This window comes from Streptomyces sp. NPDC058674, from assembly GCF_042716505.1.
GTDB lineage: Bacteria > Actinomycetota > Actinomycetes > Streptomycetales > Streptomycetaceae > Streptomyces.
The window spans coordinates 32,736-55,395 of record NZ_JBHXSC010000043.1 but is presented as its reverse complement, the minus strand read 5'-3'; the positions used below and the strand labels follow the sequence as shown (position 1 = coordinate 55,395).

Below are 22,660 nucleotides of genomic sequence, written 5' to 3'. Positions count from 1 at the left end.
GGCTTCCCGGTGCGCGCCGCTCGAACGGAGGTCAGACGCGCATCGCCTGCGGGGTCTCGCGCAGGTCCGCGACCGGACCGGGGTACTCGCGGATGATCTCGTAGCGGGTGTTGCGCTCGACCGGCCGGAAGCCTGCCTCCCGGATCAGCTCCAGCAGGTCCTCGCGCCCCAGCTTGTTCGGGGTGCCGTAGTTGTCCGCGTCGTGCGTGATCTTGTACTCGACGACCGAGCCGTCCATGTCGTCCGCGCCGTGCTGGAGCGCCAGCTGGGCGGTCTGCACGCCGTGCATCACCCAGAAGACCTTGACGTGCGGCACGTTGTCGAAGAGCAGTCGCGAGACGGCGAAGGTCTTCAGCGCCTCGGCGCCGGTCGCCATCGTCGTCCGCGCCTGGAGCTTGTTGCGGACCTTGCCGTCCTTCATGTCCACGAAGTCGTGCTGGTAGCGCAGCGGGATGAAGACCTGGAAACCGCCGGTCTCGTCCTGCAGCTCGCGCAGCCGCAGCACGTGGTCCACGCGGTGGCGCGGCTCCTCGATGTGGCCGTACAGCATCGTCGAGGGGGTCTTGAGGCCCTTCGCGTGCGCGAGGCGGTGGATGCGCGACCAGTCTTCCCAGTGGGTGCGGTGGTCGACGATGTGCTGCCGGACCTCCCAGTCGAAAATCTCCGCGCCGCCTCCGGTGAGCGACTCCAGCCCGGCCTCGATCAGCTCGTCGAGGATGTCGGAGGCCGACATCCCCGAGATCGTCTCGAAGTGGTGGATCTCCGTCGCCGTGAACGCCTTGAGCGAGACGTTCGGCAGCGCCTTCTTCAGCTCGGACAGCGAGCGCGGGTAGTAGCGCCACGGCAGGTTCGGGTGCAGGCCGTTGACGATGTGCAGCTCGGTGAGGTTGTCGTTCTCCATGGCCTTCGCCAGGCGCACGGCCTCCTCGATGCGCATCGTGTACGCGTCCTTCTCGCCCGGCTTGCGCTGGAACGAGCAGTACGCGCACGAGGCGGTGCACACGTTCGTCATGTTGAGGTGGCGGTTGACGTTGAAGTGCACGACATCGCCGTTCTTGCGCGTCCGCACCTCGTGGGCGAGGCCGCCGAGCCAGGCCAGGTCGTCCGACTCGTAGAGGGCGATGCCGTCCTCACGCGTCAGCCGCTCGCCGGAGCGGACCTTCTCCTCCAGCTCGCGCTTGAGCCCAGCGTCCATGCCGGTCGCCCGCCTTCCTCTGTGTCCCGCAGTGCCTGTCCTGCTGCTGCCTGCAACCGCGACCAACCGTACTCTCAGGCTTCCTCGGGAAGTTCCCCGACCCGGTTCTCCCACTTCGTCGAGAGCACGATCGTGGTGCGGGTCCGCGAGACGCCCTTGGTGCCCGAGAGCCTGCGGATGATCTTCTCCAGGCCGTCCACGTCGCTGGCGCGCACCTTCAGCATGAAGGAGTCGTCGCCCGCGATGAACCAGCAGTCCTCGATCTCCGCCAGGTCCCGCAGTCGCCGGGCCACGTCCTCGTGGTCGGCGGCGTCGGAGAGCGAGATGCCGATCAGCGCCGTGACGCCGAGGCCGAGCTCGGCCGCGGCCACGGTCGCCCGGTAGCCGGTGATGACGCCGGCCGACTCCAGCCGGTTGATGCGGTCGGTGACGCTGGGGCCGGAGAGGCCCACGAGACGGCCCAGCTCCGCGTACGAGGCACGACCGTTCTCACGAAGTGCCTGGATGAGCTGCCTGTCCACCGTGTCCATTACGTGGAGCCTTCCATTATTCGGCGATTCTGCAAGTCTAGGTATAGAATCTAAGGCACACAGGGTCAACACCCTGTGAATCTTTCAACAGATCAATGACGATCTTCAGGAGTGGTTCACCGTGTACACGATCGAGATGGCCTACGCACACATGCGACAGCTCCAGGAGCTGGCCAACCGATCCCGTGCCCACCAGCCCGCAGCCGCCCACCGCGTGGACAAGACCCGCAAGCCGGGTCGCGCGAAGAAGGCCTAGCCACGGGGGCGGGAGCCACCGAGCTCCCCCTCCCACCGGCGGTACAGCCGGTGCGGCACCCCTGCCGCGTCCAGCACCCGCCCGGCGACGAAGTCCACCAGGTCCTGGATGTGCGTCGCCCCCGCGTAGAACGCCGGAGAGGCGGGCAGCACGACGGCGCCCGCCTCGTCCAGCGCCACCAGGTGCTTGAGCGTCTGCCCGTTCAACGGGGTCTCCCGCACCGCCACCACCAGCCGGCGCCGCTCCTTGAGCGTCACGCTCGCGACCCGCTGGAGCAGGTCCTTCGACAGCCCGAGCGCCACCCCCGCCACGCACGCCGTGGACGCGGGGACGATCAGCATCCCCTTCACGGGGTACGAGCCCGAGCTCGGCCCGGCCGCCAGGTCCCCGGCACCCCAGTACCGCACGTCGTCGAGCGGCACGTCGCCGAAGGTGTCCGGCTTGCCGTCGGCCCCCCGCGCCAGCCACTGGGCGAGGTCCTCCCGCCAGTGCGCGTCGCGGAAGGCGATCCCGGTCTCGTCGAGCAGGGTCAGGCGCGAGGCCCGGCTCACCACCAGGTCGACACCCTCCCCCGCCGCGAGCAGCCCGCGGAGCACCGCCGCCGCGTAGGGCGTCCCGGACGCTCCGGAAACCCCGACCACCCACGGGGTGCGCTTGCGCTCAGTCATACCTCCGAGACTATCCGGCCAATGCGAGCGGGCACTCGCCAAGGCTCCCGGACGTCCCGGCGGGCGCCGCGACACGGTCCGCGCCGATCCGCGGACGGCGCGGTCCGGCCGTTCAGAGCGTCAGGCCCCGGACGGCCAGGTCGAGCACGGCGCACACGAAGAGGGCGATCCCGATGAAGCCGTTCACCGTGAAGAACGCCCGGTTCAGGCGGGACAGGTCGTGCGGCTTCACGATCGTGTGCTCGTAGAGGAACGCCCCGGCGACGATCACCAGACCGGCCCAGAAGAACGCGCCCGCGCCCGTGGCGAGGGCGAACCAGACCAGCAGGGCCGTGGTCACGACGTGCGCGCCGCGGGCCCCCCACAGGGCCGCCGGGATGCCGAAGCGGGCGGGCACGGACCTGACGCCCTCCGCCCGGTCGGCGGCCACGTCCTGGCAGCCGAAGATCAGGTCGAAGCCGCCGATCCAGACCCCCACCGCGAGGCCCAGGACCACCGCGTCCCAGGACCACGTGCCGGTGACGGCCAGCCACGCCCCGATCGGCCCGATCGCCTGGGCCAGGCCCAGGATGGCGTGCGGGAAGTTCGTGAACCGCTTGCCGTACGGGTACACCACCATCGGGACCACCGCGACGGGCGCCAGCACCAGGCAGAGCGGGTTCAGCAGCGCCGCCGAGCCGAGGAAGACGGCCAGCGCGATCGCCGCCCCGGTCCACGCGGACCGCACGGACACCGCGCCGGTGACCAGCTCGCGGCCGGCGGTGCGGGGGTTCCGGGCGTCGATCTCGCGGTCGATGATCCGGTTGGCGGCCATCGCGAAGGTCCGCAGTCCGACCATGCAGACGGTGACGAGGAGCAGGGTGCCCCAGTGCACGGTCCGGTCGAGCCGGAACATGGCGGTCAGGGCCGCGATGTAGGCGAAGGGCAGCGCGAAGACCGAGTGCTCGATCATCACGAGCCGCAGGAAGGCCCTGATCCTGCCGGGCGCCGCCGGCGCCGGCCCCGGTCCGACCAGTTCGTCCGCGGTGGTCATCACGTCAGGCTCCTGCGGAACTGTTCGAGTTCGGCGCGCAGGTCCGTGGCCGCGGTCGGGCCGATCTCCACGTCCAGGGGGGTCGTGCCCTCGGAGGCCGGCGGGGTGACCCGGGCCAGGAAGGCGAAACCCTCGCCCGCCGGGCGGGCGTCGAGGCGCAGCAGGGTGTGCCCGGCCACCGTGAGCTCGGCCGTGAACTCCGCCTCCGGGTCGGCGCTCGCCGCCAGCAGGCGCTCCGCGAAGGCGGCCACCTCGGAGTCGGCGAGCTCGGGCAGGGCGATCTCCCGGCCCTCCCCGTCCGTACGGTCGGCGATCAGCTGCCACAGGTCGGCGGGACCGGCGAACTCCTCGGGCGTCACGCCCGCGCGTTCGGCCGCCGCCCGGACCTCCGGCTGCGCCGGATCGATCTCGGGGCGCACCAGGGCGACGCACGGGGTGTCGCTTCCGATGAAGAGGGCGGGTCCGCCCACGGCGATGGGGCTCACAGTCCGTACTCCTTCCAGCGGCTGTCCACCAGGGCCGCGGTGGCCGGGTCGGACTCCACCATGTCGGGCCAGCCGCCGTCGCGGGTGTAGCCCTCCTCCGGCAGCTTCCTCGTGGCGTCGATGCCCGCCTTGCCTCCCCAGAACTGCTGGTAGGAGGCGTGGTCCAGGTGGTCCACCGGCCCCTCGACGACCGTCAGGTCGCGGGAGTAGTCCGTGTTGCCGAGCGCCCGCCAGGACACCTCGTGCAGGTCGTGGACGTCGCAGTCCTTGTCCACCACGACGATCAGCTTGGTCAGCGACATCATGTGGGCGCCCCAGACGGCGTGCATGACCTTCTGCGCGTGCTTCGGGTACTTCTTGTCGATCGAGACGATCGCGCAGTTGTGGAAGCCACCCGACTCCGGCAGGTGGTAGTCCACGATGTCCGGCACGATGATCTTCAGCAGCGGGAGGAAGAACCGCTCCGTCGCACGGCCCAGCGGGCCGTCCTCGGTCGGCGGACGGCCCACGACGATCGACTGGATCAGCGGCCGCTTGCGCATCGTCACGCAGTCGATCCGCAGCGCCGGGAAGGGCTCCTGCGGCGTGTAGAAGCCGGTGTGGTCGCCGAAGGGGCCCTCGGGGAGCATCTCCCCGGGCTCCAGCCAGCCCTCGATGACGACCTCGGCGTGGGCCGGGACCTGGAGCGGGACCGTCTTGCAGTCGACCATCTCGATCCGCTTGCCCGCGACGAAGCCGGCGAAGAGGTACTCGTCGATGTCGCCCGGCAGCGGCGCCGTCGAGGCGTACGTCACGGCCGGGGGGCAGCCGAAGGCGATCGCGACGGGCAGCCGCTCGCCCTTGGCCGCGGCGACCGCGTAGTGGTTGCGGCTGTCCTTGTGGATCTGCCAGTGCATGCCGATGGTGCGCTTGTCGTGGCGCTGGAGCCGGTACAGCCCCAGGTTGCGCACGCCCGTCTCCGGGTGCTTGGTGTGCGTCAGGCCGAGGTTGAAGAAGGACCCGCCGTCCTTGGGCCAGGTGAAGAGGGCCGGCAGCCGGTCCAGGTCCACGTCGTCGCCGGTGAGGACGACCTCCTGGACGGGCGCGGACTCGCCCTTCACCTTCTTCGGCGGCACGTGCACCATCGAGCCCAGCTTGCCGAAGGCCTCGCGGACGCCGATGAAGCCCTGCGGCAGCTCGGGCTTGAGCAGCCCGCCGATCTTCTCGCTGATCTCGGCGTACGACTTCAGGCCGAGGGCCTTGAGCAGCCGGCGGTCGGTCCCGAAGACGTTCATGGCCAGCGGCATCGCCGAGCCCTTGACGTTCTCGAAGAGCAGCGCGGGCCCGCCCGCCTTGTTCACTCTGTCGACGATCTCCCCGATCTCCAGATACGGGTCGACTTCGGCCTTGATGCGCTTGAGGTCGCCCTCCCGCTCCAGAGCCCGGAGCAGCGAGCGGAGATCGTCGTAAGCCATAGGGGCAAGTATCCGTCACCAACTACCCTGGAGACATCACCGGGGCCCACGCGGGCCCGCCGCCACTGCCCGGGAGTCGGTCCCACACCGTGCTGCGCCTTCTGCCCCTCCTGCTGATCCTCGCGCTGACCATCTACACCTTCATCGACTGCCTGAACACGCCGGAGGCGGAGGTCAAGCACCTCCCCAAGGTGGTCTGGGTGATCATCATCCTGCTCTTCTCCATCGTCGGACCGGTGGTGTGGCTGTTCGCGGGCAAGAAGCGGACGGCGGTCGCCGGCGGCGGCTTCGGCGGCGGCCGGGCCCGCCGGGCGCAGTGGGTGGCGCCGGACGACAACCCGGAGTTCCTCAAGTCCCTGCGCGACGAGCAGGACGAGAAGGACCGGGACGAGAAGAAGAACCGGGACCAGGACTAGCGCGAGCGGGAGACGGCTCAGCCGTCCCGGCCCTGCCCTGCCCCGCGGTGCCGGTGCCGTCGCCGGCGTCGACCAGGGCCACCACGTGGCCGGTGATCATGTCGGTGATGGTGTCGACGACCGGGACCGCGGACGGCCCCTGCGCGTCGCCCAGGACCAGCAGGCTCAGCGTGAAGCCGTCCGTCATGGCGGCCAGGTAGCGGGCCAGCACCGGCACCGGCACCGTCAGGTCGAAGCCCATGCTGCGCCGCAGCTGCTCGATCAGCTCGGCGTAGGTGTCCCCGTACAGCTCGTGCTGGCGCCGGGCCAGGTGTCCGAAGCCCGGCTGGCGCAGGGCGTACTGGGTGAGCTCGTAGGTGAGCATGTGCTCCCCGGGGTGCGCGCGCACGTGGTCCCAGTACGCCTGGAAGCCCGCCCGGATGGTCTCGCGCAGGGTGGGCCGGGGCTGGATCGCCTCCTTCACCACCGTGACGCAGTGGTCGGTGATCGCCGTGATGACGGACTCGAAGAGGGCCTGCTTGGAGTCGAAGCAGTAGTGGAAGACGCTCAGCGACACGCCCGCCTCGGCGGCGATCGACCGGGTCGTCGCCCGGGCCACCCCGTCCCGGGTCATCACGCGGATCGCCGCCTCGGTCAGCTGTCGGCGCCGTTCGGGCAGCGGCGTCCGCGCCATGCGGTCCCCTTCCGTGGGAACGGGCCGGTCCGGCCGGGGCGGTGGGGCCGCCCCGGCCGGTCCGGTGGGTGGGACGGCTCCGGTCAGCGGCTGTAGACGCCGACCTCGTACAGGGAGTAGCCCCACTGGGTGCCGCGTCCCGCGCCGTGGACGCGTACGTACCGCGCCGGCACCCCGGTGAACTGCGCGGTGTCCAGGCCGCCGTCACCGGCGGTGGTGGACCAGGCGGTCCGCCAGTTCGTACCGTCGGCGGAGAGCTCGATGCGGTACGCCCTCCCGTGGGCCCGCTCCCAGTCCAGGGTGACGCGCCCGACCAGGGTCGGGGAGCCGAGGTCGACCTGGAGCCACTGGTCGTCGCTCCAGTCGCTGGCCCAGCGGGTGCCCCTGCTGCCGTCGACGGCCCGGCCGGGTGCGTAGCTCGTGAACGGGTTCCACTCGGCGGAGCTCGCGGACACCGGGGCGCCCGCGGCGAGGTTCACGCCCGCCTTGTGCTTCTCGGATGCGCCCCAGGTGCCGAGGTAGGACTCGGCGCCCTTGAAGAGGTCGTCCACGACGCCCTGTCCGCCGGTGAGGCGGACGTCCTCGATCCAGTCCGGCACCAGGCCGTAGTGGGAGGCTCCGTCGGTGTTCAGGTCCCAGGTGCGCTGCCCGGTGGTCTGCCGGTCGATGACGGACCCGCCGTCCGTGCTGCGGAAGGGGTACCGCACCGGGTTGGGGGTGTCCGCGCCGCGGGGGCCGGGCCAGCCGCCGACGCCGTTCATGTCGGTGCCGTAGCCGTAGCCGACGCCGTACTTGTCGCGCAGCGCGTCGGTGCGCTTCGCCTCCGCGCTGAAGGCCTCGGAGCCGCTCATGTACTGGGCGGCGAAACCGCCGAGCTTGTACAGGCGCTCGGTCCAGTCGAGGTCCATCCAGCTGTGCGAGGAGATGACGCCCGGGTACGACTCGGACTCCAGGATGTCGAAGGCCCGTCCGGCGGCCTTGACGCTCATGTGGTCGACTTCCAGCATCATCTTGCGCTTCATCATGCCGCGCAGGGCGTACTCGCCGAGGTCCGTGAGCCCGCGGGTGTTGCACTGCGCGTCGGCGGCGTACGCCGGCACCGCCACGCCCGCCGGGAGCTGCTTCTGCGCGGCTGCCGCCGGGACGAGCCCGATCGGGTTGTCGTGCTGCGGGCCGGTGCACCGCTCGGTCTGCCAGAAGGTGCCGGTCGACAGGAACTGGCCGACGTTGATGGCGGTGCCGAGGGCGCCCTGGTCGAAGCGGACCCCGCACAGGGCGTTGTCGAACTTGTGGCACAGGAACATGCTGCGGACCCCGAGCGCGTGCAGCTCGTCCAGGCCGCGGTCGACGTCCTCCCTGCTGCACTGCGCGATGTCCAGGACCTGCTTGCAGCCGAAGGGCTCGGAGGTCTCGACACCGAGGACGACGGCCAGCTTGCCCTGCTCGACCACCCGGCGGGCCTGGGCGGAGTCGGTGACGATCCGGAACCAGCCCTTCCCGGCGCCGCCGTACATCGTGTCGATGTAGGCCTGCATGTCGTACGTCTTCTGCGCCTCCAGGCGGATGGCGGTCATCTCGTCGCAGCCGCGGTCCTTGAAGAAGTAGACCGAGCAGATCACGCCGTTGGTGACGAGGTCGTTGACGAGGACGCGCTGGCCGCCGCGCCAGGCCCGCTCGACCCAGGCGTAGTAGTTCTGCTGGTGGGTCAGCGAGTCGTGTGCGGGCCAGTCCTTGAAGGTCGGCCAGCCGTCCGGGTCGTGCCTGCCGTCCCCGCCGTTGGTGATGTAGTCGAAGACCGCCAGGGTGCCGTCGGGGTAGTGCTCGGGACAGTCCTTGAGGGCGTCGGCGATGCCCTGTTCGGAGAAGGGCTTGCCGCAGATCAGGCGTCCGCCGAAGCCCTCGTTGGACATGAGGTGGTCGTGGGCGTCGACGAAGCCGCGGACCCGGCCCTGGGCGTCGGTGCCCTTGAAGGGCTCGCCGGTGACGTCGATGCCGGAGTCGGGCGCGGGACGGGCGGTCGGGTTCCACCAGCCCGGGTCGGCGGAGGAGGCCGGTGCGAGGCCGAGCAGCAGGGCCCCCACGGCGAGGCACAGCGTCAGGAGGCCGATGACCCCTGGTCGGCGGCGGGCACGTCGGGTCATGGTCATCACCCAATGTCTTCGGTCGGCGGATGGCGCGCGGTCGAGGTACCGGACCGTCCGGGGACGCGGGCAACACCGGCCATGGCATTGACATGCCCCGCACAAACGGTGCATCGAGAATGGCTACCGCCGGGTACGGAGTCAAGGGTCCGGGACGGATGACCTGACGGTCCGTCGGATTCGCCATCCGTACGCGTGGATTCCCCACCCGTACGCGAAGACGCCGGTGCCCCGCCTCCGGGGAGGCGGGGCACCGGCGTCCCCGGGGTCAGACGCCCGCGTACGAGTGCTTGCCGCTGAGCAGGATGTTCACGCCGTAGTAGTTCCAGATCCAGCAGGCGAAGGCGAAGAGCGCGAGGTACGCGGCCTTGCGGCCCTTCCAGCCGGCGGTGGCGCGGGCGTGCAGGTAGCAGGCGTAGGCCACCCACGTCACGAAGGACCAGACCTCCTTGGGGTCCCAGCCCCAGTAGCGGCCCCAGGCGTCGCCGGCCCAGATCGCGCCGGCGATGATCGTGAAGGTCCACAGCGGGAAGACGGCCGCGTTGATCCGGTAGGAGAACTTGTCGAGCGAGCCCGCCGAGGGCAGCCGCTCCATCACGGACGAGGCGAACTTCCCGGGCTTCCCGCCGCCGGCCAGCTTGGCCTCGTAGGAGTCGCGGAAGAGGTAGAGGACGGCGCCGGCCGCGCCGAGGTAGAAGACCGCGCCGCAGAAGATCGCGGTGGAGACGTGGATCCACAGCCAGTACGAGTGCAGCGCCGGGACCAGCTGGTCGCTGTCGGTGTAGAGCCAGGTCACCGCGATGCCGAGGTCCAGCAGCACGGTCGTGACCAGGATCAGGCCGAGCCAGCGGACGTTCTTCTTCAGGGCCAGCAGGGCGAGGTACGCGCCGACGGCCACCGTGGAGAAGGTGATCGAGAACTCGTACATGTTGCCCCAGGGGGCCCGCTGCACCGACAGCGCGCGGGCGACCACGCCCGCCGCCTCGATGAGGAAGGCGAGCACGGTGAGCGAGACCGCGATCCGCCCGTACAGGTCGCCCTTCTCGGTGCCGCCGGCCGCGCCGGGGCCGTCGGGGACGTCACGCGTGCCCGCGGCGGAGCGGGTGACGACCTTCGGCGCGTCCAGGACGGCGGTGCCCCCCTTGCCCCGCACCCGGACGGCCGGGGCCGCGGCCGCGGCCGCCGGTGATCCGGTCAGCGCGGCGGCCGTACGGCCCACCTTGCTGCGGCTGCCGAACACCCACTCGGTGATGTGCGCGAAGAAGGCGAGGGTGTAGACCGCCATCGACGCGTAGACCAGCTTGTTGCTGATCTCGGCCAGACTCTCGTTGGCCGCGGCTGCGAGCAGCGTCATCCGCGCTCTCCTTCTGCTTCTTCTGCTTCGACGGGGTGGGGCGCCGAGGGCGCCCGCTCGTGCAGTACGGCGGCCAGCTCCGCCAGCTCCTGCGGGAGCCTGGCGGACTCGCTGCGGCCGAGGCCCGCCATCTCGACGACGGTCACGCCGTCCGGGCCGGCCACCGCGCGCACCCAGATCCGGCGGCGCTGGATGAACAGCGAACCGGCCAGGCCTCCGATGGCCGCGACCGCGCCCGCCAGGGCGAGCCCGCTGCCGGGCTGCTGGGTGACCGAGAAGGTGGCCCAGCGCTCGACGCCCTCGAAGGTGACGGTACCCGCGCCGCCCGGCAGGGTCATCGTCTCCTTGGGCAGCAGCATCTGGGCGAACGGGTCGCCGTTCTCCTTCTTGAACTGCTGCATCTTGCGGGTGTCCAGCTGGTACACGTTCTGCGGCAGGCCCGAGTCCACACCGAGGCTGCCGTGGAAGGCGTTGAGGGCCAGGACGGGGAAGTTCGCGGCGGGGAACTGCGAGAGCATCGTGCCCTGGCCCTTGCCCGCGAAGGTCGGGACGAACTGCGCGGAGAAGCCGAGCTGCTCCCTCTCGCCCTTCTGGTTCCGGTAGCCGTCGGTGACCTTGACGGCGCCGGCCGAGGTGAGGTTCGCGTCCTGGGGCAGCATCGGCACGGCGTCGCGGAAGACCACCTTGCCGGCCGGGTCGGTCACGGAGATCACGGGCGCGTAGCCGTGGCCGAGCAGGTAGACCTTGGAGCCGTCCACTTCGAGGGGCTTGTTGACCTCGATCTCGGTCTTCTCCGGCGCCCCGTGGGCGCCCCTGCTGAGGGTGACGTACGCCTTGAAGTCGCGCGGGGTGCCCTTCTGCGGGCCGGTCTCCTCGTACGTGGCGTCGAACCTGTCCAGCGTGAAGCTGAAGGGCGGGAGCTCGTCGGGGGTGAACAGGCTGCCGGACTTGAAGTCGTCGTACTGGGTGAGCGTGTTCGAGAAGCCGCTGCCGCGCAGGACGAGCTTGCCGCCCTCGGACTTGTAGAGCTTGCCCCAGGCGAACGCCACCAGCATGACGATCAGCGCCATGTGGAAGACCAGGTTGCCCGCCTCGCGGAGGTAGCCCTTCTCCGCGGCGACGTGGTCCGTGCCGGAGCGGGTGCGGAAGCGGCGCCGGCCCAGCAGGCTCCCGGCGTGCGCGAGCACCTGCTCCGCGGGCGTCTCCGTGCGCCAGGTGGTGTGCGCGGGGAGCCGGTCGAGCCGCTTGGGGGCGCCCGGGGGGCGGCCGCGCAGCTGGCCGACGAACTGCCAGGTGCGGGGCAGGATGCAGCCGATCAGCGACACGAACAGCAGGATGTAGATCGCGGAGAACCAGAACGACGTGTACACGTCGAAGAGCTGGAGCTTCTCGGCGGCCGGCACCCAGAAGTCGTGGGCCCGTTTCCACTGCTCGACCTTCATCGCGTCGACGTCGGTCTGCGGGATGAGGGAGCCGGGGATGGCGCCGAGCGACAGCAGGAAGAGCAGGATCAGCGCCACCCGCATGGAGGTCAGCTGGCGCCAGAACCAGCGGGCCCAGCCGATCACGCCGAGGCCGGCGGCCGGCCCGGTGGGGCTGTCCTCCAGCGGGGCGGTGGACAGCTGGGCCCCGGCCGCGCCGAGCGCGGGCTCGGCGGAGTCCTCGGATTGCTGCGGCGCCCCGGTGGACGCCTTGTCTGTCGTACTCATGCGTTACGTCCTCAGATCCCCACCGTGAAGCCTTGGGTCCAGCCCTGCATGTCGCTGACGATGCTGTCCCACGTTCCTGTGACGAGCAGCAGGCCGGTCAGGATGAGCATGCCGCCGCCGATCCGCATCACCCATGCATAGTGCTTCTTCACCCAGCCGAACGTACCGAGGGCCTTGCGGAAGGCGATCGCGGCGAGGATGAAGGGCAGGCCCAGGCCCAGACAGTAGGCGACGGTCAGCAGCGCGCCCCGTCCGGCGCTCGCCTCGTTCATGGAGAGCGTGGTGACGGCCGCCAGGGTCGGGCCGATGCAGGGGGTCCAGCCGACGCCGAAGAGCACGCCGAGCAGGGGGGCGCCGAGCAGGCCCGCCGTCGGCTTCCTGTGGAAGCGGAACTCCCGCATCGTCAGGCCGGGAATCGCCCCCATGAAGAAGAGCCCCAGGAGGATGACCAGGGCCCCCAGGACCCGGGAGATGAGCGCCTTGTTGTCCTGGAGGGTGGCGCCGAAGTAGCCGAACAGCGCGCCCGTGGAGACGAAGACGGCCGTGAAGCCCGCGATGAACAGGCTCGCCCCCGCCAGCATCCGCCCGCGCCGGACCTCGGCGAGGTCGGCGCCGCTGACGCCGGTCACGTAGGAGAGGTAGCCGGGGACCAGCGGGAGCACGCAGGGCGAGAAGAAGGAGACGAGCCCGGCCAGGACGGAGATGGGCAGCGCCAGCAGCAGCGCGCCGCTCAGGACGGTGGTGTTCACGCCCGTCGGCTCGGCGGCGAGGAGGACGTCAAAGACACCGGTCACCACGGGGTCACTTCTCCGCGACGAGCGGGTCGATCATGGAGCGCAGCTGTTCGGCGTTGATCGCGACGAGGGCGCGGGCGGCGATCTTCCCCTCCTTGTCGAGGACGATCGTGGAGGGGATGGCCTGCGGGTTGAGCGTGCCCTTGGGGAAGCGGAGCATCAGCTTGCCGTCGGGGTCGAAGAGGCTCGGGTAGGTGATCCCGTAGGTCTCTTCGAAGGATGTGGCGTTCTGCTTGCTGTTGTCGCGGGTGTTGATTCCGACGAAGGAGACGTCCGCGCCGGTGTCGGCGTACTCCTTCGACACCTTCGCGAAGTACTGGGCCTCGCCGCGGCACGGCGGGCACCAGGAGCCCCAGACGTTGAGGACGACGACCCTGCCCTTGAGGGTGGTGGTGTCGAGGCTCTGCCCGTCGACGGTCCCGCCGTCGAGCCTGGGGGCCTCGTCGCGCTCGCCCCGGGCGACGGTGGAGATGCCGCTCGGGCCGGTGACGTAGTTCCCGCCGGAGTTGCCGGTGGACTTGGCGCCGCCGTCCGACGAGGTGCAGGACGCCAGGACCATGACGCCCGCGGCGGTCGCCGCGGTCAGCAGGAGGGCGCGGCCGCCGGCCGGGCGGCGGCTGCGTCGACGGGCACGTGCGCGGACAAGGCTCATGTGAAAAGTTTCGCATGAGCGATATGTCGATCTACCCCGCCCCCCGCGGGGGCGCCGCCGGCCCGGTCAGGCGGCGCCCGGGTAGGCGTCCCAGGCGCCGGCCGGGCCGGGGCGGCCGGTTCGGCTGCGGGCCGGTGGCGGCGCCGGGTCCGAGTCCGAGCACTCCCCCTCGACTGACGCCATGACGGAACGTCGACCACCGGACCGCGCGGCGGTCAGGCGCCGAAGGCCTTCGACGTGCCCTTGACCGGCTTGGCCCCGGCCAGCAGGTGCGCCGGGACCAGGTCCCGCGCGGGCTCGCTGTAGCCCACCGACACCAGCGTGTCGCCCTGGTACGTGAAGGACGTCAGTGACGCGAGCGTGCACTGGCGGCGCCGCGGGTCGTGCCACAGACGGCGCTTCTCGGCGAAGCTCCGCACGATCCAGATCGGCAGCTGGTGGCTGACCGCCACCGCCTCGTGCCCGCGGGCCGCGTCGCGCGCCGCCTCCAGCGCGCTCATCATCCGGACCACCTGCTCGACGTACGGCTCGCCCCAGGAGGGCTTGAACGGGTTCGTCAGGTGCTTCCAGTTGCCGGGCCTGCGCAGCGCGCCGTCGCCGACCCCGAAGGTCTTGCCCTCGAAGACGTTGCCCGCCTCCACCAGCCGCGCGTCCGTGGCCAGGTCCAGCCCGTGGCTCTTGGCGATCGGCTCCGCCGTCTCCTGCGCCCGCTCCAGCGGGGACGCCACCACGTGCGTGACGTCCCGGCCCTTGAGGTGCTCGGCGACCCGGTCGGCCATCTGCCGGCCCAGCTCGGACAGGTGGTAGCCCTCCCGGCGCCCGTACAGGACCCCGTCCGGGTTGTGCACCTCGCCGTGGCGCACCAGGTGCACGACCGTCAGGTCGGGGACGCCCGCCGTGCCGCTGCCGCTGTTCGTCGTGGCGCTCATGCGGTGGCCTCCGCGGCGGCGCGGGCGGCGGTCGGCAGTGCGGCCGCGATCCGCTCGACCGCCTGCTCGTCGTGGGCGGTGGAAACGAACCAGGACTCGAAGGCCGACGGCGGCAGGTAGACGCCCTGCGCCAGCATCGAGTGGAAGAAGCCGTTGAAGCGGAAGGACTCCTGCTTCTTCGCGTCGTCGTAGTTCCTGACCCGGTCCTCGGTGAAGAAGACGGAGAACATGTTGGACGCGGTCTGCACCCGGTGCGCCACGCCCTCCTTGGCGAGCGCGGCCGAGACCAGGCCCTGGATCTCCCGTGACACGGCGTCGACCTTGGCGTACGCGGCGTCGTCGAGCAGCCGCAGCTGCGCGAGACCGGCGGCGGTCGCGATCGGGTTGCCGGAGAGCGTGCCGGCCTGGTAGACGGGGCCGGCGGGCGCGAGGTGGCCCATCACGTCGGCCCGGCCGCCGAAGGCCGCGGCCGGGAAGCCGCCGCCCATGACCTTGCCGAAGGTCATCAGGTCCGGCCGGACCCCGTCCACGCCGTACCACCCGGCGCGGGAGGTGCGGAAGCCCGTCATCACCTCGTCGGAGACGTACAGGGCGCCGTTGGCGCGGCACAGGTCGGCGAGCCCCTGGTTGAAGCCCTCGGCGGGGGTCACGACGCCCATGTTGCCGGGCGCGGCCTCGGTGATCACGCAGGCGATCTCACCGGGGTGCGCGGCGAAGGCCGCCCGCACCGCTTCCAGGTCGTTGTAGGGGAGGACGATCGTGTCGGCCGCCTGCGCACCGGTCACCCCGGGGGTGTCCGGCAGCGCGAAGGTCGCGAGGCCGGAACCGGCGGCGGCCAGCAGCGCGTCCACGTGGCCGTGGTAGCAGCCGGCGAACTTGACGATCTTGGCGCGGCCGGTGAAGCCGCGGGCCAGCCGGATCGCCGACATGGTCGCCTCCGTGCCGGAGGACACCAGGCGCACCTGCTCGACGGGCGCGATGCGCGCGACGATCTCCTCGCCGAGCGCGACCTCGCCCTCGCCCGGCGTGCCGAAGGACGTGCCGCGGGCGACGGCGGCGTGGACGGCCTCGATCACCTCGGGGTGGGAGTGGCCGAGAATCATCGGTCCCCACGAGCAGACCAGGTCGACGTACTCACGCCCGTCGGCATCGGTCAGGTAGGGACCGGTACCGGACACCATGAACCGGGGCGTACCGCCCACGGCACGGAAGGCGCGGACCGGAGAGTTCACGCCGCCGGGGGTCACGAGGGACGCACGCTCGAAGAGCGTCTGCGAAACTGGGGCTTCATACGGGTACGGGTAGCTCACACCAGCCATGGTCTCAGAGGCCGCGACGGACTTGCGGACGGGCGTTTCACCACGCCGCCGCGGGGGAGGTCACTGCCATGATGATCAGGCTGCGTGGCGGGGGCCGCGGGGCCGGGGCAGGCAATACCAGTCGGGTGGACATATGCAACGCGGTGGTGGACCGGGCGAGGGCACGGACGGCCTGGACCCGCAGCGCGCCCGCGAGGCCCGCGAGCGCCGCCGGGGCAAGCACCGACGCCGCTCCACGGAGGCCGCCGACGCGGTCCCCGATCCCGCCGGAGCCCCGGACGACCTCCCCAGGGGGCGCGGCATGGGAGTGACGTACAAGTACTTCGGCGCCCCGGACGGCGCGACCGCCGCCCGCGTGCCGGTCACGATGCGGCCCGAGGAGCTCGGCGGCGACGAGCTCGGCATGGGCGGCCTCTTCACGAAGATCAAGCCGGAGACGGTGGCGGCGATGGTCCTGACCGGCATCGAGGGCATACCCCTGCACAAGGTGCCCCCGCTGGAGCTGGTCGTCCTCCACCCCGACTACGCGGTGGTCAAGCTGCCGATGACGGTGGTCGACCCGCTGCGCGGCATCGGTGAGGAGTCGGTGGGCGCGGCCGCCTTCATCTGGTCCACGGTCCCGGACCGCGGCGGCCCCCGCGACGCGTTCAACGTCTACCAGCTGCTCCACGAGTGGCAGGACTTCTCGCACCGCCTCCACGAGGCCGGCCACCAGCCGTACTGCCTGGTCTGGCCCTGATCTCCTGGCACCGCCCCCTCCGGCCGGCGCGCGGGCGGCCGTAGCCTCACGGGATGACACCTGCACAGGACACGCCCCGGGTCCGGCTGACCGCGTGGTCCGCGGCGGATTTCTGGCTGCTGGAGCGCAAGAATTCGGCCGAAATGACGCGGTTCCTCGGCGGGCCGGAGAGCGAGGACAAGCTCGTCGCCCGGCAGCGCCGGTACGAGGCGCTGAGTGCCCGGGAGCCAGCCGCCGGACGGATGTTCCGGGTGGGCCTCGCGGACACCGGAGAGGGCATCGGCTCGGTCGGCTTCTGGGAGCGGGAGTGGCGGGGCGAGCCGGTGTACGAGGCCGGCTGGGGCGTGCTGCCGGAGTACCAGGGGCGGGGGCTGGCGGTGGCCGCCCTGACGGAACTGCTGGCCTACGCCCGCGCCCACGGCACCCGCGATACCGTCCACGCCTTCCCCGGCACGGACCACCCGGCGTCCAACGCGGTCTGCCGCCGCGCCGGCTTCACCCACCTCGGCGACGTCGACTTCGAGTACCCGCCGGGTGTCCCCCACCCCAGCAGCGACTGGTGCCACCGGCTGCGGTGACCGGGGCCGGCCGCGGGCGGGGGGCCCGCCCGCGGGGGCCCGGCCGCGGCCCGGACGCGGCTCAGGCGGTGCCGTCCTGCGCCGCTTCGGACTTCGTGTGGAGGATGGCCCGGGCCTGGTCCGCGGCGCGGGCGATGCTCTCCGAGACGAAGTCGACGAAGCGGGCGATGTTCTCCAGGCGGGCCGCGGCCGGGGTGCCGGGGCCGAGGACGCCGACGCCCTGCCGCGCGATCTCACCGAGGTGGGCGGTGGCGCGGGCGCCGGCCATCGTCGACTGGTAGAGGACGTCGTCGTCGACGATGTAGCGCTCGCGGCGGCGCTCGTCGCGCTCCCGGCGGATCAGGCCCTGGCTTTCGAGGAACGCGACCGCTTTGGAGACGGACGCCGGGCTGACCTGCAGGCGCTCGGCGAGCTCGGAGGCGGTGAGGCTGCCCACATCGGTGGTGTAGAGGCCGGCCAGGACCCGGGCCGTCATCGCGGGCAGCCCCGACTGCATGAAGACGGTGGCGAAGACCTCCTCATAGGCGCGCACGGCCTCGGTGTCGCGCCCGCCGGCCTGCGGGAGCGCCTTCGGGTCCCGGGGTGCGGCCTGCCTGCGCCGGTGGGCGCGGCGTTCGGTGGCGCGGTGGGCGAGATCGGCGCGGTAGGCGGCGGGTCCGCCGTTGCGCATCACCTCGCGCGTGATCGTCGAGGTCGGACGGTCGAGACGCCTGGCGATCTCCGCGTAGGCGAGGCCGTCCCCCAGCCCGAGCGCGATCTGCTGGCGTTCCTGCTGGGTGAGCCTGCCTCCCGGCATTGCGGCCTCCTTCGTGGTCGGTGGCACCAGCATAGCGTTCACTCGTGATTCATTGCAACGAAGACCGACAGTCCGTTGCATTGAATCCTGAGTCATTGCAACGTTTTATTGCCTCTGAACTGCATTAATACAATTCCGATGCAACGACGACGTTGCCGTATCGGTAAAGGCAACGTAGCTTTCCCTTATCGGAAACAGCGGGCGGACAACCGCGCACCGCTGGAGCAGAAGGAGAGCACCATGCAGAAGTTCGTCACCCCCGCCCCGGTCTCCGTCGTCCTCGACATCCCGGCCGGCCGCATCCGGTTCCTCGCCGCCGACCGCGCCGACACCACGGTCGAGGTCCTCCCCGCGAACGCCTCCACGGGCCGCGACGTGAAGGCGGCCGAGCAGACCGAGGTCGCCTGCGTCGAGGGAGTCCTGCGGATCACGGCTCCCGCGGCCGGGAACCAGCTCCTCGGCGCAAGCGGTTCCGTCGAGGTCACCGTCCAGCTGCCCGCCGGCTCCCACGTCGAGGCGAAGGCGGCCGCCGCCGAGCTGCGGGGCGTCGGACGGCTGGGTGAGGTCGCCTTCGAGGGCGCGCAGGGCTCGGTCAAGCTCGACGAGACCGCGGGCGCCAGCCTCACCCTCCTCGACGGCGACATCACGGTCGGCCGCCTGGGCGGCGCCGCCCGCATCAGCACCGCGAAGGGCGACATCCGGATCACCGAGGCCACCCACGGCACGGTCACGCTGCGCACCGAGGCCGGTGACATCGCGGTCGGCGCCGCCCGCGGAGTCTCCGCCTCCCTGGACGCCGGCACCGGCCACGGCCGCATCCACAACGCGCTGGGGAACACCGACGGCTCCGCCGCCGCCCTGACCATCCACGCGACCACCGCCTACGGCGACATCACCGCCCGCAGCCTGTGAGCGGATCACCGCATCCCCCACCGGCCCGGCGGTTCGGCCGGGCCGGCCGGGCCGGTGGCCGGGACCGGCTCGGGGAGACCGACGCCCGCGCACGACCTGCGGCGGGACCACCGCCGACCCGTAATTCGGCCGCGGCCACCCCCTCCCCGATGGCATGCTGACCAGGTGAACGGACCCGGCATTCAGCTCACCCTCGCCCCCGCGCTGCGCCTCTTCGCCCCGCCCAGCCGGCGCGCCGATCGCGTACCGACCGCCACCGACGGCGCCTCCAGCCTCGGCCACGTCGTCGAATCGGCCGGCGTCCCGCTCACCGAGGTGGGCCGCCTCCTCGTCGACGGACACGAGGTGCCCGTCTCCTACGTGCCCCAGGACGGCCAGTGCGTCGAGGTGCTCGCCGTCGACCGCCCCCAGCAGGTCCCCGGCGCCCCCCTGCGCTTCCTCCTCGACGTCCACCTCGGCACCCTGGCCCGCCGCCTGCGCCTGCTCGGCGTGGACGCCGCCTACGAGAACGAGGACATCGGCGACCCGGCCCTCGCCACCCGCTCCGCCGCCGAACGGCGCGTCCTGCTCTCCCGCGACCGCGGACTGCTGCGCCGCCGCGAACTCTTCGCCGGCGCCTACGTGTACAGCGACAACCCCGACGAGCAACTGCGCGACGTCCTCGGCCGCTTCGCACCCCCGCTCGCCCCCTGGACCCGCTGCACCGCCTGCAACGGCCCGCTCCGCGATGCCGACAAGGACAGCGTCGGCAACCGCATCGAGGACGGCACGCAGCGCTCCTACGACGTCTTCGCCCAGTGCGCCGACTGCGAGCGCGTCTACTGGCGCGGCGCCCACCACGCCCGCCTGGAGAACATCGTCGACGAAGCGGTCGCCGAATTCGGCACGTATCCCGGCCCGGCATCCCGACCTCAGAACGCGTAGCTGTCCCCCGTGTCCAGTGCCAGCACCACGTGCTCGTTGTTCGCCAGGTTCCGGTCCGTCGCCCCGCCGTTCCACCACGTGTCGACCCGCACCACCACCTCCGCCGCCCGCTCCCGCAGCCCGAGCTCCAGCGCGATGTGCCGGCCCCGCCCGTGCAGCGGCAGCGGACCCGTCTCGCACACCACCTCGCGCAGCCCGGCCCGCGCACATCCCCCGGCCAGCTGCTGCCGGTCCGCGAGGTCCACCGACAACCGCACCCGCAGCGTCGCGTTCGGCAACGCCGCCGGACCGTCGTTCTCCGGGACCAGCCAGATCCTCAGCCGGCCCTCGCCCTGCCCCTGCCCCTGCCCCTGTCCTTGTCCTTGTCCTTGACCTTGACCGCCCCCCTGCACATGCCTCAGCGCGACCCGCCCGTGGTACGCCACGTCGGCCTCCGGCCCCGCCCACGCACGGGCTCCCGCCGGCACACCCGCGCCGAGCACCAGCAACCCGGCCACCACCACACTCCGTACGGCACCACGGCGCACCGCCACCACCTCCACGCGCGGACGCTAGCCAGTCCCCCGCCCCGCCGGTCGGACCATCACACGAACGAGGGCGCGCCGCCCCCCATCTGCCCCGTCGCCCTCCGATCCCGCCCTCCGACCCCGCCCCCTACCTTTGAGCCATGTCGATCGCCCGCTCCGCCGCCCTCTTCGCCCTGGCCGCCCTCCTGGAGATCGGCGGCGCCTGGCTCGTCTGGCAGGGCGTGCGGGCGCACAGGGGCTGGGCCTGGATCGGAGCCGGAGTCGTCGCCCTCGGCCTCTACGGCTTCGTCGCCACGCTCCAGCCGGAAGGCGACTTCGCCCGCGTCCTCGCCGCCTACGGCGGGGTCTTCGTCGCCGGGTCCCTCGTCTGGGGCGCGGTCGCCGACGGCTACCGCCCCGACCGCTGGGACATCGCCGGAGCACTCGTCTGCCTCGCCGGCATGGCCCTGATCATGTACGCCCCGCGCGGCCGCTGAGCCGCGCCTATGCTGGCGGATATTCGCCCGTACGAACGACCCAGGAGCCCGCCATGAGCACGGCCGCCACCCGAACCGCCGTAGTCACCGGCGCGAGCAGCGGCATCGGCGCGGCCACCGCCCGGCAGCTCGCCGCCGCCGGCTACCACGTCGTCCTGACCGCCCGCCGCAAGGACCGCATCGAGGCCCTCGCCGCCGAGATCACCGCCGCCGGGCACTCCGCCTCCGCGCACGCCCTCGACGTCACCGACCGCTCCGCCGTCGACGCCCTCGCCGCCGCCCTCGACCGCTGCGACGTCCTGGTCAACAACGCCGGCGGCGCCCTCGGAGCCGAGCCCGTCGCCACCGGCGACCCGGCCGACTGGCGCACGATGTACGAGGTCAACGTCATCGGCACCCTCCACGTCACCCAGGCCCTGCTCCCCGCCCTCACCGCCTCCGGCGACGGCACGGTCGTCGTGCTCTCCTCCACCGCCGGCCACTCCACGTACGAGGGCGGCGCCGGCTACGTCGCCGCCAAGAACGGCGCCCGCGTCCTCGCCGAGACCCTCCGCCTGGAGATCGTCGGGCAGCCCGTACGCGTCATCGAGATCGCCCCCGGCATGGTCAAGACCGAGGAGTTCGCCACCACCCGGTTCCGCGGCGACACCGAGAAGGCCGAGAAGGTCTACGCGGGCGTGGCCCAGCCGCTGTCCGCCGACGACGTGGCCGACACCATCACCTGGGCGGTGACCCGCCCCAGCCACGTCAACATCGACCTCCTGGTGGTCCGCCCCCGCGCCCAGGCCTCCAACACCAAGGTCCACCGCGACCTGTAGCCGTACAGGACGACGGGAGGGCCCGGACCGCCGCGCGCCACGGTCCGGGCCCTCCTGCCGTCCTGCACGGCGACCGCCTCAGCCCTTGATGCAGATGACCTGCTTCAGCTTGGCCACGACCTGCACCAGGTCGGTCTGCTGGTCGATGACCTGCTCGATCGACTTGTACGCGCCCGGGATCTCGTCCACGACGCCCGAGTCCTTGCGGCATTCGACGCCCTTGGTCTGCTCCGCCAGGTCCCGCGCCGAGAACCGCTTCTTCGCCGCGGTCCGGCTCATCTTCCGGCCCGCGCCGTGCGACGCCGAGTTGAAGGACTTCTCGTTGCCGAGGCCCTTCACGATGTACGAGCCCGTGCCCATCGAGCCCGGGATGATCCCGTAGTCGCCACTGCCGGCGCGGATCGCGCCCTTGCGGGTGACCAGCAGGTCCATGCCGTCGTAGCGCTCCTCCGACACGTAGTTGTGGTGGCAGCTGATCTCGCGCTCGAAGGAGACCTTCGCCTTCCGGAACTCCTTGCGGAAGACCTCCTTGAAGAGGCTCATCATCACGGCCCGGTTGAACTTCGCGTACTCCTGCGCCCAGAAGAGGTCGTTGCGGTAGGCCTCCATCTCCGGGGTGGCCGCGAGGAAGACCGCGAGGTCCCGGTCGACGAGTCCCTGGTTGTGGGAGAGCCCGCGGGCCACGTTGATGTGGAAGTCCGCCAGTTCGTTGCCGATGTTCCGCGACCCCGAGTGCAGCATGAGCCACACCGAACCGGAGGTGTCCACACACACCTCACAGAAGTGGTTGCCCTGCCCGAGGCTGCCCATCTGCCGCATCGCCCGGTCCCGCCGGTACTTCACCGCGTCCGCGATGTGGTCGAACCGCTCCCACAGGTCCCCGAAGCCGTTGTCCCCGAAGCCGTACAGCCGCCCCGGGTCCACCGCCTCGCGGTGCATCCCGGCCCCCACCGGGATCGCCCGCTCGATCTTCGAGCGGAGTCCCGACAGGTCCCCGGGCAGGTCGTTCGCCGTCAGGGACGTCCTCACCGCCGACATGCCGCAGCCGATGTCCACTCCCACCGCCGCCGGGCACACCGCGTCCTTCATCGCGATGACCGAGCCGACCGTCGCGCCCTTGCCGTAGTGGACGTCCGGCATCACGGCCAGGCCCTTGATCCATGGGAGGGTGGCGACGTTGCGGAGCTGCTGCATCGCGCTGTCCTCGACCGACGCCGGGTCGGTCCACATCCGGATCGGAACCTTCGCTCCGGGCACCTCTACATACGACATAAGGTCTCAA

At 71.5% G+C, this 22,660-nt stretch carries 24 protein-coding genes and 1 pseudogene; 8 read left to right on the top strand and 17 right to left on the bottom strand.

The window, feature by feature from the left end:
• Nucleotides 1-31 precede the first annotated feature (31 nt).
• A complete protein-coding gene (gene mqnE, locus ACFWU6_RS21935; protein WP_383803442.1) occupies nt 32-1,195 on the bottom strand; it encodes an aminofutalosine synthase MqnE in 1,164 nt (387 codons plus the stop codon).
• 74 nt (nt 1,196-1,269) lie between these two features.
• The gene (locus ACFWU6_RS21930) at nt 1,270-1,725 is read right to left on the bottom strand and encodes an Lrp/AsnC family transcriptional regulator (RefSeq protein ID WP_383803444.1); all 456 of its coding nucleotides are present in this window, start codon (nt 1,723-1,725) and stop codon (nt 1,270-1,272) included.
• A 121-nt stretch (nt 1,726-1,846) separates the two neighbouring features.
• Between ACFWU6_RS21930 and ACFWU6_RS21925 the strand changes: the two genes are divergently transcribed.
• Nucleotides 1,847-1,981 carry a hypothetical protein gene (locus tag ACFWU6_RS21925; RefSeq protein WP_267886500.1) on the top strand — a complete coding sequence of 45 codons (135 nt, stop codon included), beginning with the start codon at nt 1,847-1,849 and terminating at the stop codon, nt 1,979-1,981.
• Here ACFWU6_RS21925 and ACFWU6_RS21920 read toward each other — a convergent pair.
• From ACFWU6_RS21920 to ACFWU6_RS21905, 4 genes are all read right to left on the bottom strand, one after another.
• Nucleotides 1,978-2,649, bottom strand: coding sequence for a UbiX family flavin prenyltransferase (locus tag ACFWU6_RS21920; protein WP_383982566.1), 672 nt, complete (start codon nt 2,647-2,649; stop codon nt 1,978-1,980). The two genes, ACFWU6_RS21925 and ACFWU6_RS21920, sit on opposite strands and share 4 nt — an antisense overlap.
• Nucleotides 2,650-2,761: 112 nt before the next feature.
• Nucleotides 2,762-3,682 carry a menaquinone biosynthesis prenyltransferase MqnP gene (gene mqnP / locus ACFWU6_RS21915; protein ID WP_383803448.1) on the bottom strand — a complete coding sequence of 307 codons (921 nt, stop codon included), beginning with the start codon at nt 3,680-3,682 and terminating at the stop codon, nt 2,762-2,764.
• The gene (locus tag ACFWU6_RS21910; RefSeq protein WP_383982563.1) at nt 3,682-4,167 is read right to left on the bottom strand and encodes a hypothetical protein; all 486 of its coding nucleotides are present in this window, start codon (nt 4,165-4,167) and stop codon (nt 3,682-3,684) included. Before ACFWU6_RS21910 ends, mqnP begins: the two co-directional genes overlap by 1 nt.
• The gene (locus ACFWU6_RS21905; protein ID WP_383803452.1) at nt 4,164-5,621 is read right to left on the bottom strand and encodes a menaquinone biosynthesis decarboxylase; all 1,458 of its coding nucleotides are present in this window, start codon (nt 5,619-5,621) and stop codon (nt 4,164-4,166) included. The genes ACFWU6_RS21910 and ACFWU6_RS21905 overlap by 4 nt, the downstream gene beginning before the upstream one ends.
• 89 nt (nt 5,622-5,710) lie before the next feature.
• Here ACFWU6_RS21905 and ACFWU6_RS21900 point away from each other — a divergent pair, with 89 nt between their 5' ends.
• Entirely contained in the window at nt 5,711-6,037 is a 327-nt protein-coding gene (locus tag ACFWU6_RS21900) for a PLD nuclease N-terminal domain-containing protein (protein ID WP_383803454.1), read from the top strand.
• 82 nt (nt 6,038-6,119) lie between these two features.
• Here ACFWU6_RS21900 and ACFWU6_RS21895 read toward each other — a convergent pair.
• The 8 genes and pseudogenes from ACFWU6_RS21895 to hemL form a co-directional block, all read right to left on the bottom strand.
• Nucleotides 6,120-6,710, bottom strand: a pseudogene (locus ACFWU6_RS21895) (TetR/AcrR family transcriptional regulator); the annotation flags it as partial.
• An 83-nt stretch (nt 6,711-6,793) separates the two neighbouring features.
• Entirely contained in the window at nt 6,794-8,857 is a 2,064-nt protein-coding gene (locus tag ACFWU6_RS21890) for a discoidin domain-containing protein (RefSeq protein WP_383982560.1), read from the bottom strand.
• 262 nt (nt 8,858-9,119) lie between these two features.
• Nucleotides 9,120-10,205, bottom strand: a complete 1,086-nt coding sequence (ccsB, locus tag ACFWU6_RS21885) for a c-type cytochrome biogenesis protein CcsB (RefSeq protein WP_383803460.1) — start codon at nt 10,203-10,205, stop codon at nt 9,120-9,122.
• A complete protein-coding gene (locus ACFWU6_RS21880) occupies nt 10,202-11,914 on the bottom strand; it encodes a cytochrome c biogenesis protein ResB (protein ID WP_383982557.1) in 1,713 nt (570 codons plus the stop codon). Before ACFWU6_RS21880 ends, ccsB begins: the two co-directional genes overlap by 4 nt.
• A gap of 11 nt (nt 11,915-11,925) precedes the next feature.
• Nucleotides 11,926-12,708, bottom strand: a complete 783-nt coding sequence (locus ACFWU6_RS21875; RefSeq protein WP_383803464.1) for a cytochrome c biogenesis CcdA family protein — start codon at nt 12,706-12,708, stop codon at nt 11,926-11,928.
• A gap of 7 nt (nt 12,709-12,715) precedes the next feature.
• Entirely contained in the window at nt 12,716-13,360 is a 645-nt protein-coding gene (locus ACFWU6_RS21870; protein ID WP_383803466.1) for a TlpA family protein disulfide reductase, read from the bottom strand.
• A 215-nt stretch (nt 13,361-13,575) separates the two neighbouring features.
• Nucleotides 13,576-14,289: a histidine phosphatase family protein gene (locus ACFWU6_RS21865; RefSeq protein ID WP_383982554.1), complete on the bottom strand. Its 714-nt coding sequence runs from the start codon at nt 14,287-14,289 to the stop codon at nt 13,576-13,578.
• A complete protein-coding gene (gene hemL / locus ACFWU6_RS21860; RefSeq protein WP_383982551.1) occupies nt 14,286-15,608 on the bottom strand; it encodes a glutamate-1-semialdehyde 2,1-aminomutase in 1,323 nt (440 codons plus the stop codon). The genes ACFWU6_RS21865 and hemL overlap by 4 nt, the downstream gene beginning before the upstream one ends.
• Nucleotides 15,609-15,909: 301 nt before the next feature.
• Here hemL and ACFWU6_RS21855 point away from each other — a divergent pair, with 301 nt between their 5' ends.
• Both ACFWU6_RS21855 and ACFWU6_RS21850 read left to right on the top strand, forming a co-directional pair.
• Nucleotides 15,910-16,347, top strand: coding sequence for a hypothetical protein (locus ACFWU6_RS21855; protein WP_030161262.1), 438 nt, complete (start codon nt 15,910-15,912; stop codon nt 16,345-16,347).
• Between the two features lie 53 nt (nt 16,348-16,400).
• Entirely contained in the window at nt 16,401-16,925 is a 525-nt protein-coding gene (locus ACFWU6_RS21850; RefSeq protein ID WP_383982549.1) for a GNAT family N-acetyltransferase, read from the top strand.
• Nucleotides 16,926-16,986: 61 nt separating this feature from the next.
• Here ACFWU6_RS21850 and ACFWU6_RS21845 read toward each other — a convergent pair whose 3' ends face one another.
• Nucleotides 16,987-17,721, bottom strand: coding sequence for a helix-turn-helix domain-containing protein (locus ACFWU6_RS21845; protein WP_383803474.1), 735 nt, complete (start codon nt 17,719-17,721; stop codon nt 16,987-16,989).
• A gap of 240 nt (nt 17,722-17,961) precedes the next feature.
• On the opposite strand from ACFWU6_RS21845, the gene ACFWU6_RS21840 reads away from it, so the two are divergent.
• Both ACFWU6_RS21840 and ACFWU6_RS21835 read left to right on the top strand, forming a co-directional pair.
• On the top strand, nt 17,962-18,633 hold the full coding sequence (locus ACFWU6_RS21840; RefSeq protein WP_383803476.1) for a DUF4097 family beta strand repeat-containing protein: 672 nt from the start codon (nt 17,962-17,964) through the stop codon (nt 18,631-18,633).
• 165 nt (nt 18,634-18,798) lie between these two features.
• Nucleotides 18,799-19,557, top strand: a complete 759-nt coding sequence (locus tag ACFWU6_RS21835; protein ID WP_383982546.1) for a Mut7-C RNAse domain-containing protein — start codon at nt 18,799-18,801, stop codon at nt 19,555-19,557.
• On the opposite strand, the gene ACFWU6_RS21830 is transcribed toward ACFWU6_RS21835, so the two are convergent.
• On the bottom strand, nt 19,545-20,099 hold the full coding sequence (locus ACFWU6_RS21830) for a hypothetical protein (protein WP_383803479.1): 555 nt from the start codon (nt 20,097-20,099) through the stop codon (nt 19,545-19,547). The two genes, ACFWU6_RS21835 and ACFWU6_RS21830, sit on opposite strands and share 13 nt — an antisense overlap.
• A gap of 125 nt (nt 20,100-20,224) precedes the next feature.
• Between ACFWU6_RS21830 and ACFWU6_RS21825 the strand changes: the two genes are divergently transcribed.
• Nucleotides 20,225-20,560, top strand: coding sequence for a YnfA family protein (locus tag ACFWU6_RS21825; protein ID WP_383982544.1), 336 nt, complete (start codon nt 20,225-20,227; stop codon nt 20,558-20,560).
• A gap of 53 nt (nt 20,561-20,613) precedes the next feature.
• Nucleotides 20,614-21,378, top strand: coding sequence for an SDR family NAD(P)-dependent oxidoreductase (locus ACFWU6_RS21820; protein WP_383982541.1), 765 nt, complete (start codon nt 20,614-20,616; stop codon nt 21,376-21,378).
• Nucleotides 21,379-21,456: 78 nt separating this feature from the next.
• On the opposite strand, the gene ACFWU6_RS21815 is transcribed toward ACFWU6_RS21820, so the two are convergent.
• Nucleotides 21,457-22,650 carry an RtcB family protein gene (locus ACFWU6_RS21815; protein ID WP_383982538.1) on the bottom strand — a complete coding sequence of 398 codons (1,194 nt, stop codon included), beginning with the start codon at nt 22,648-22,650 and terminating at the stop codon, nt 21,457-21,459.
• Nucleotides 22,651-22,660 lie beyond the last annotated feature (10 nt).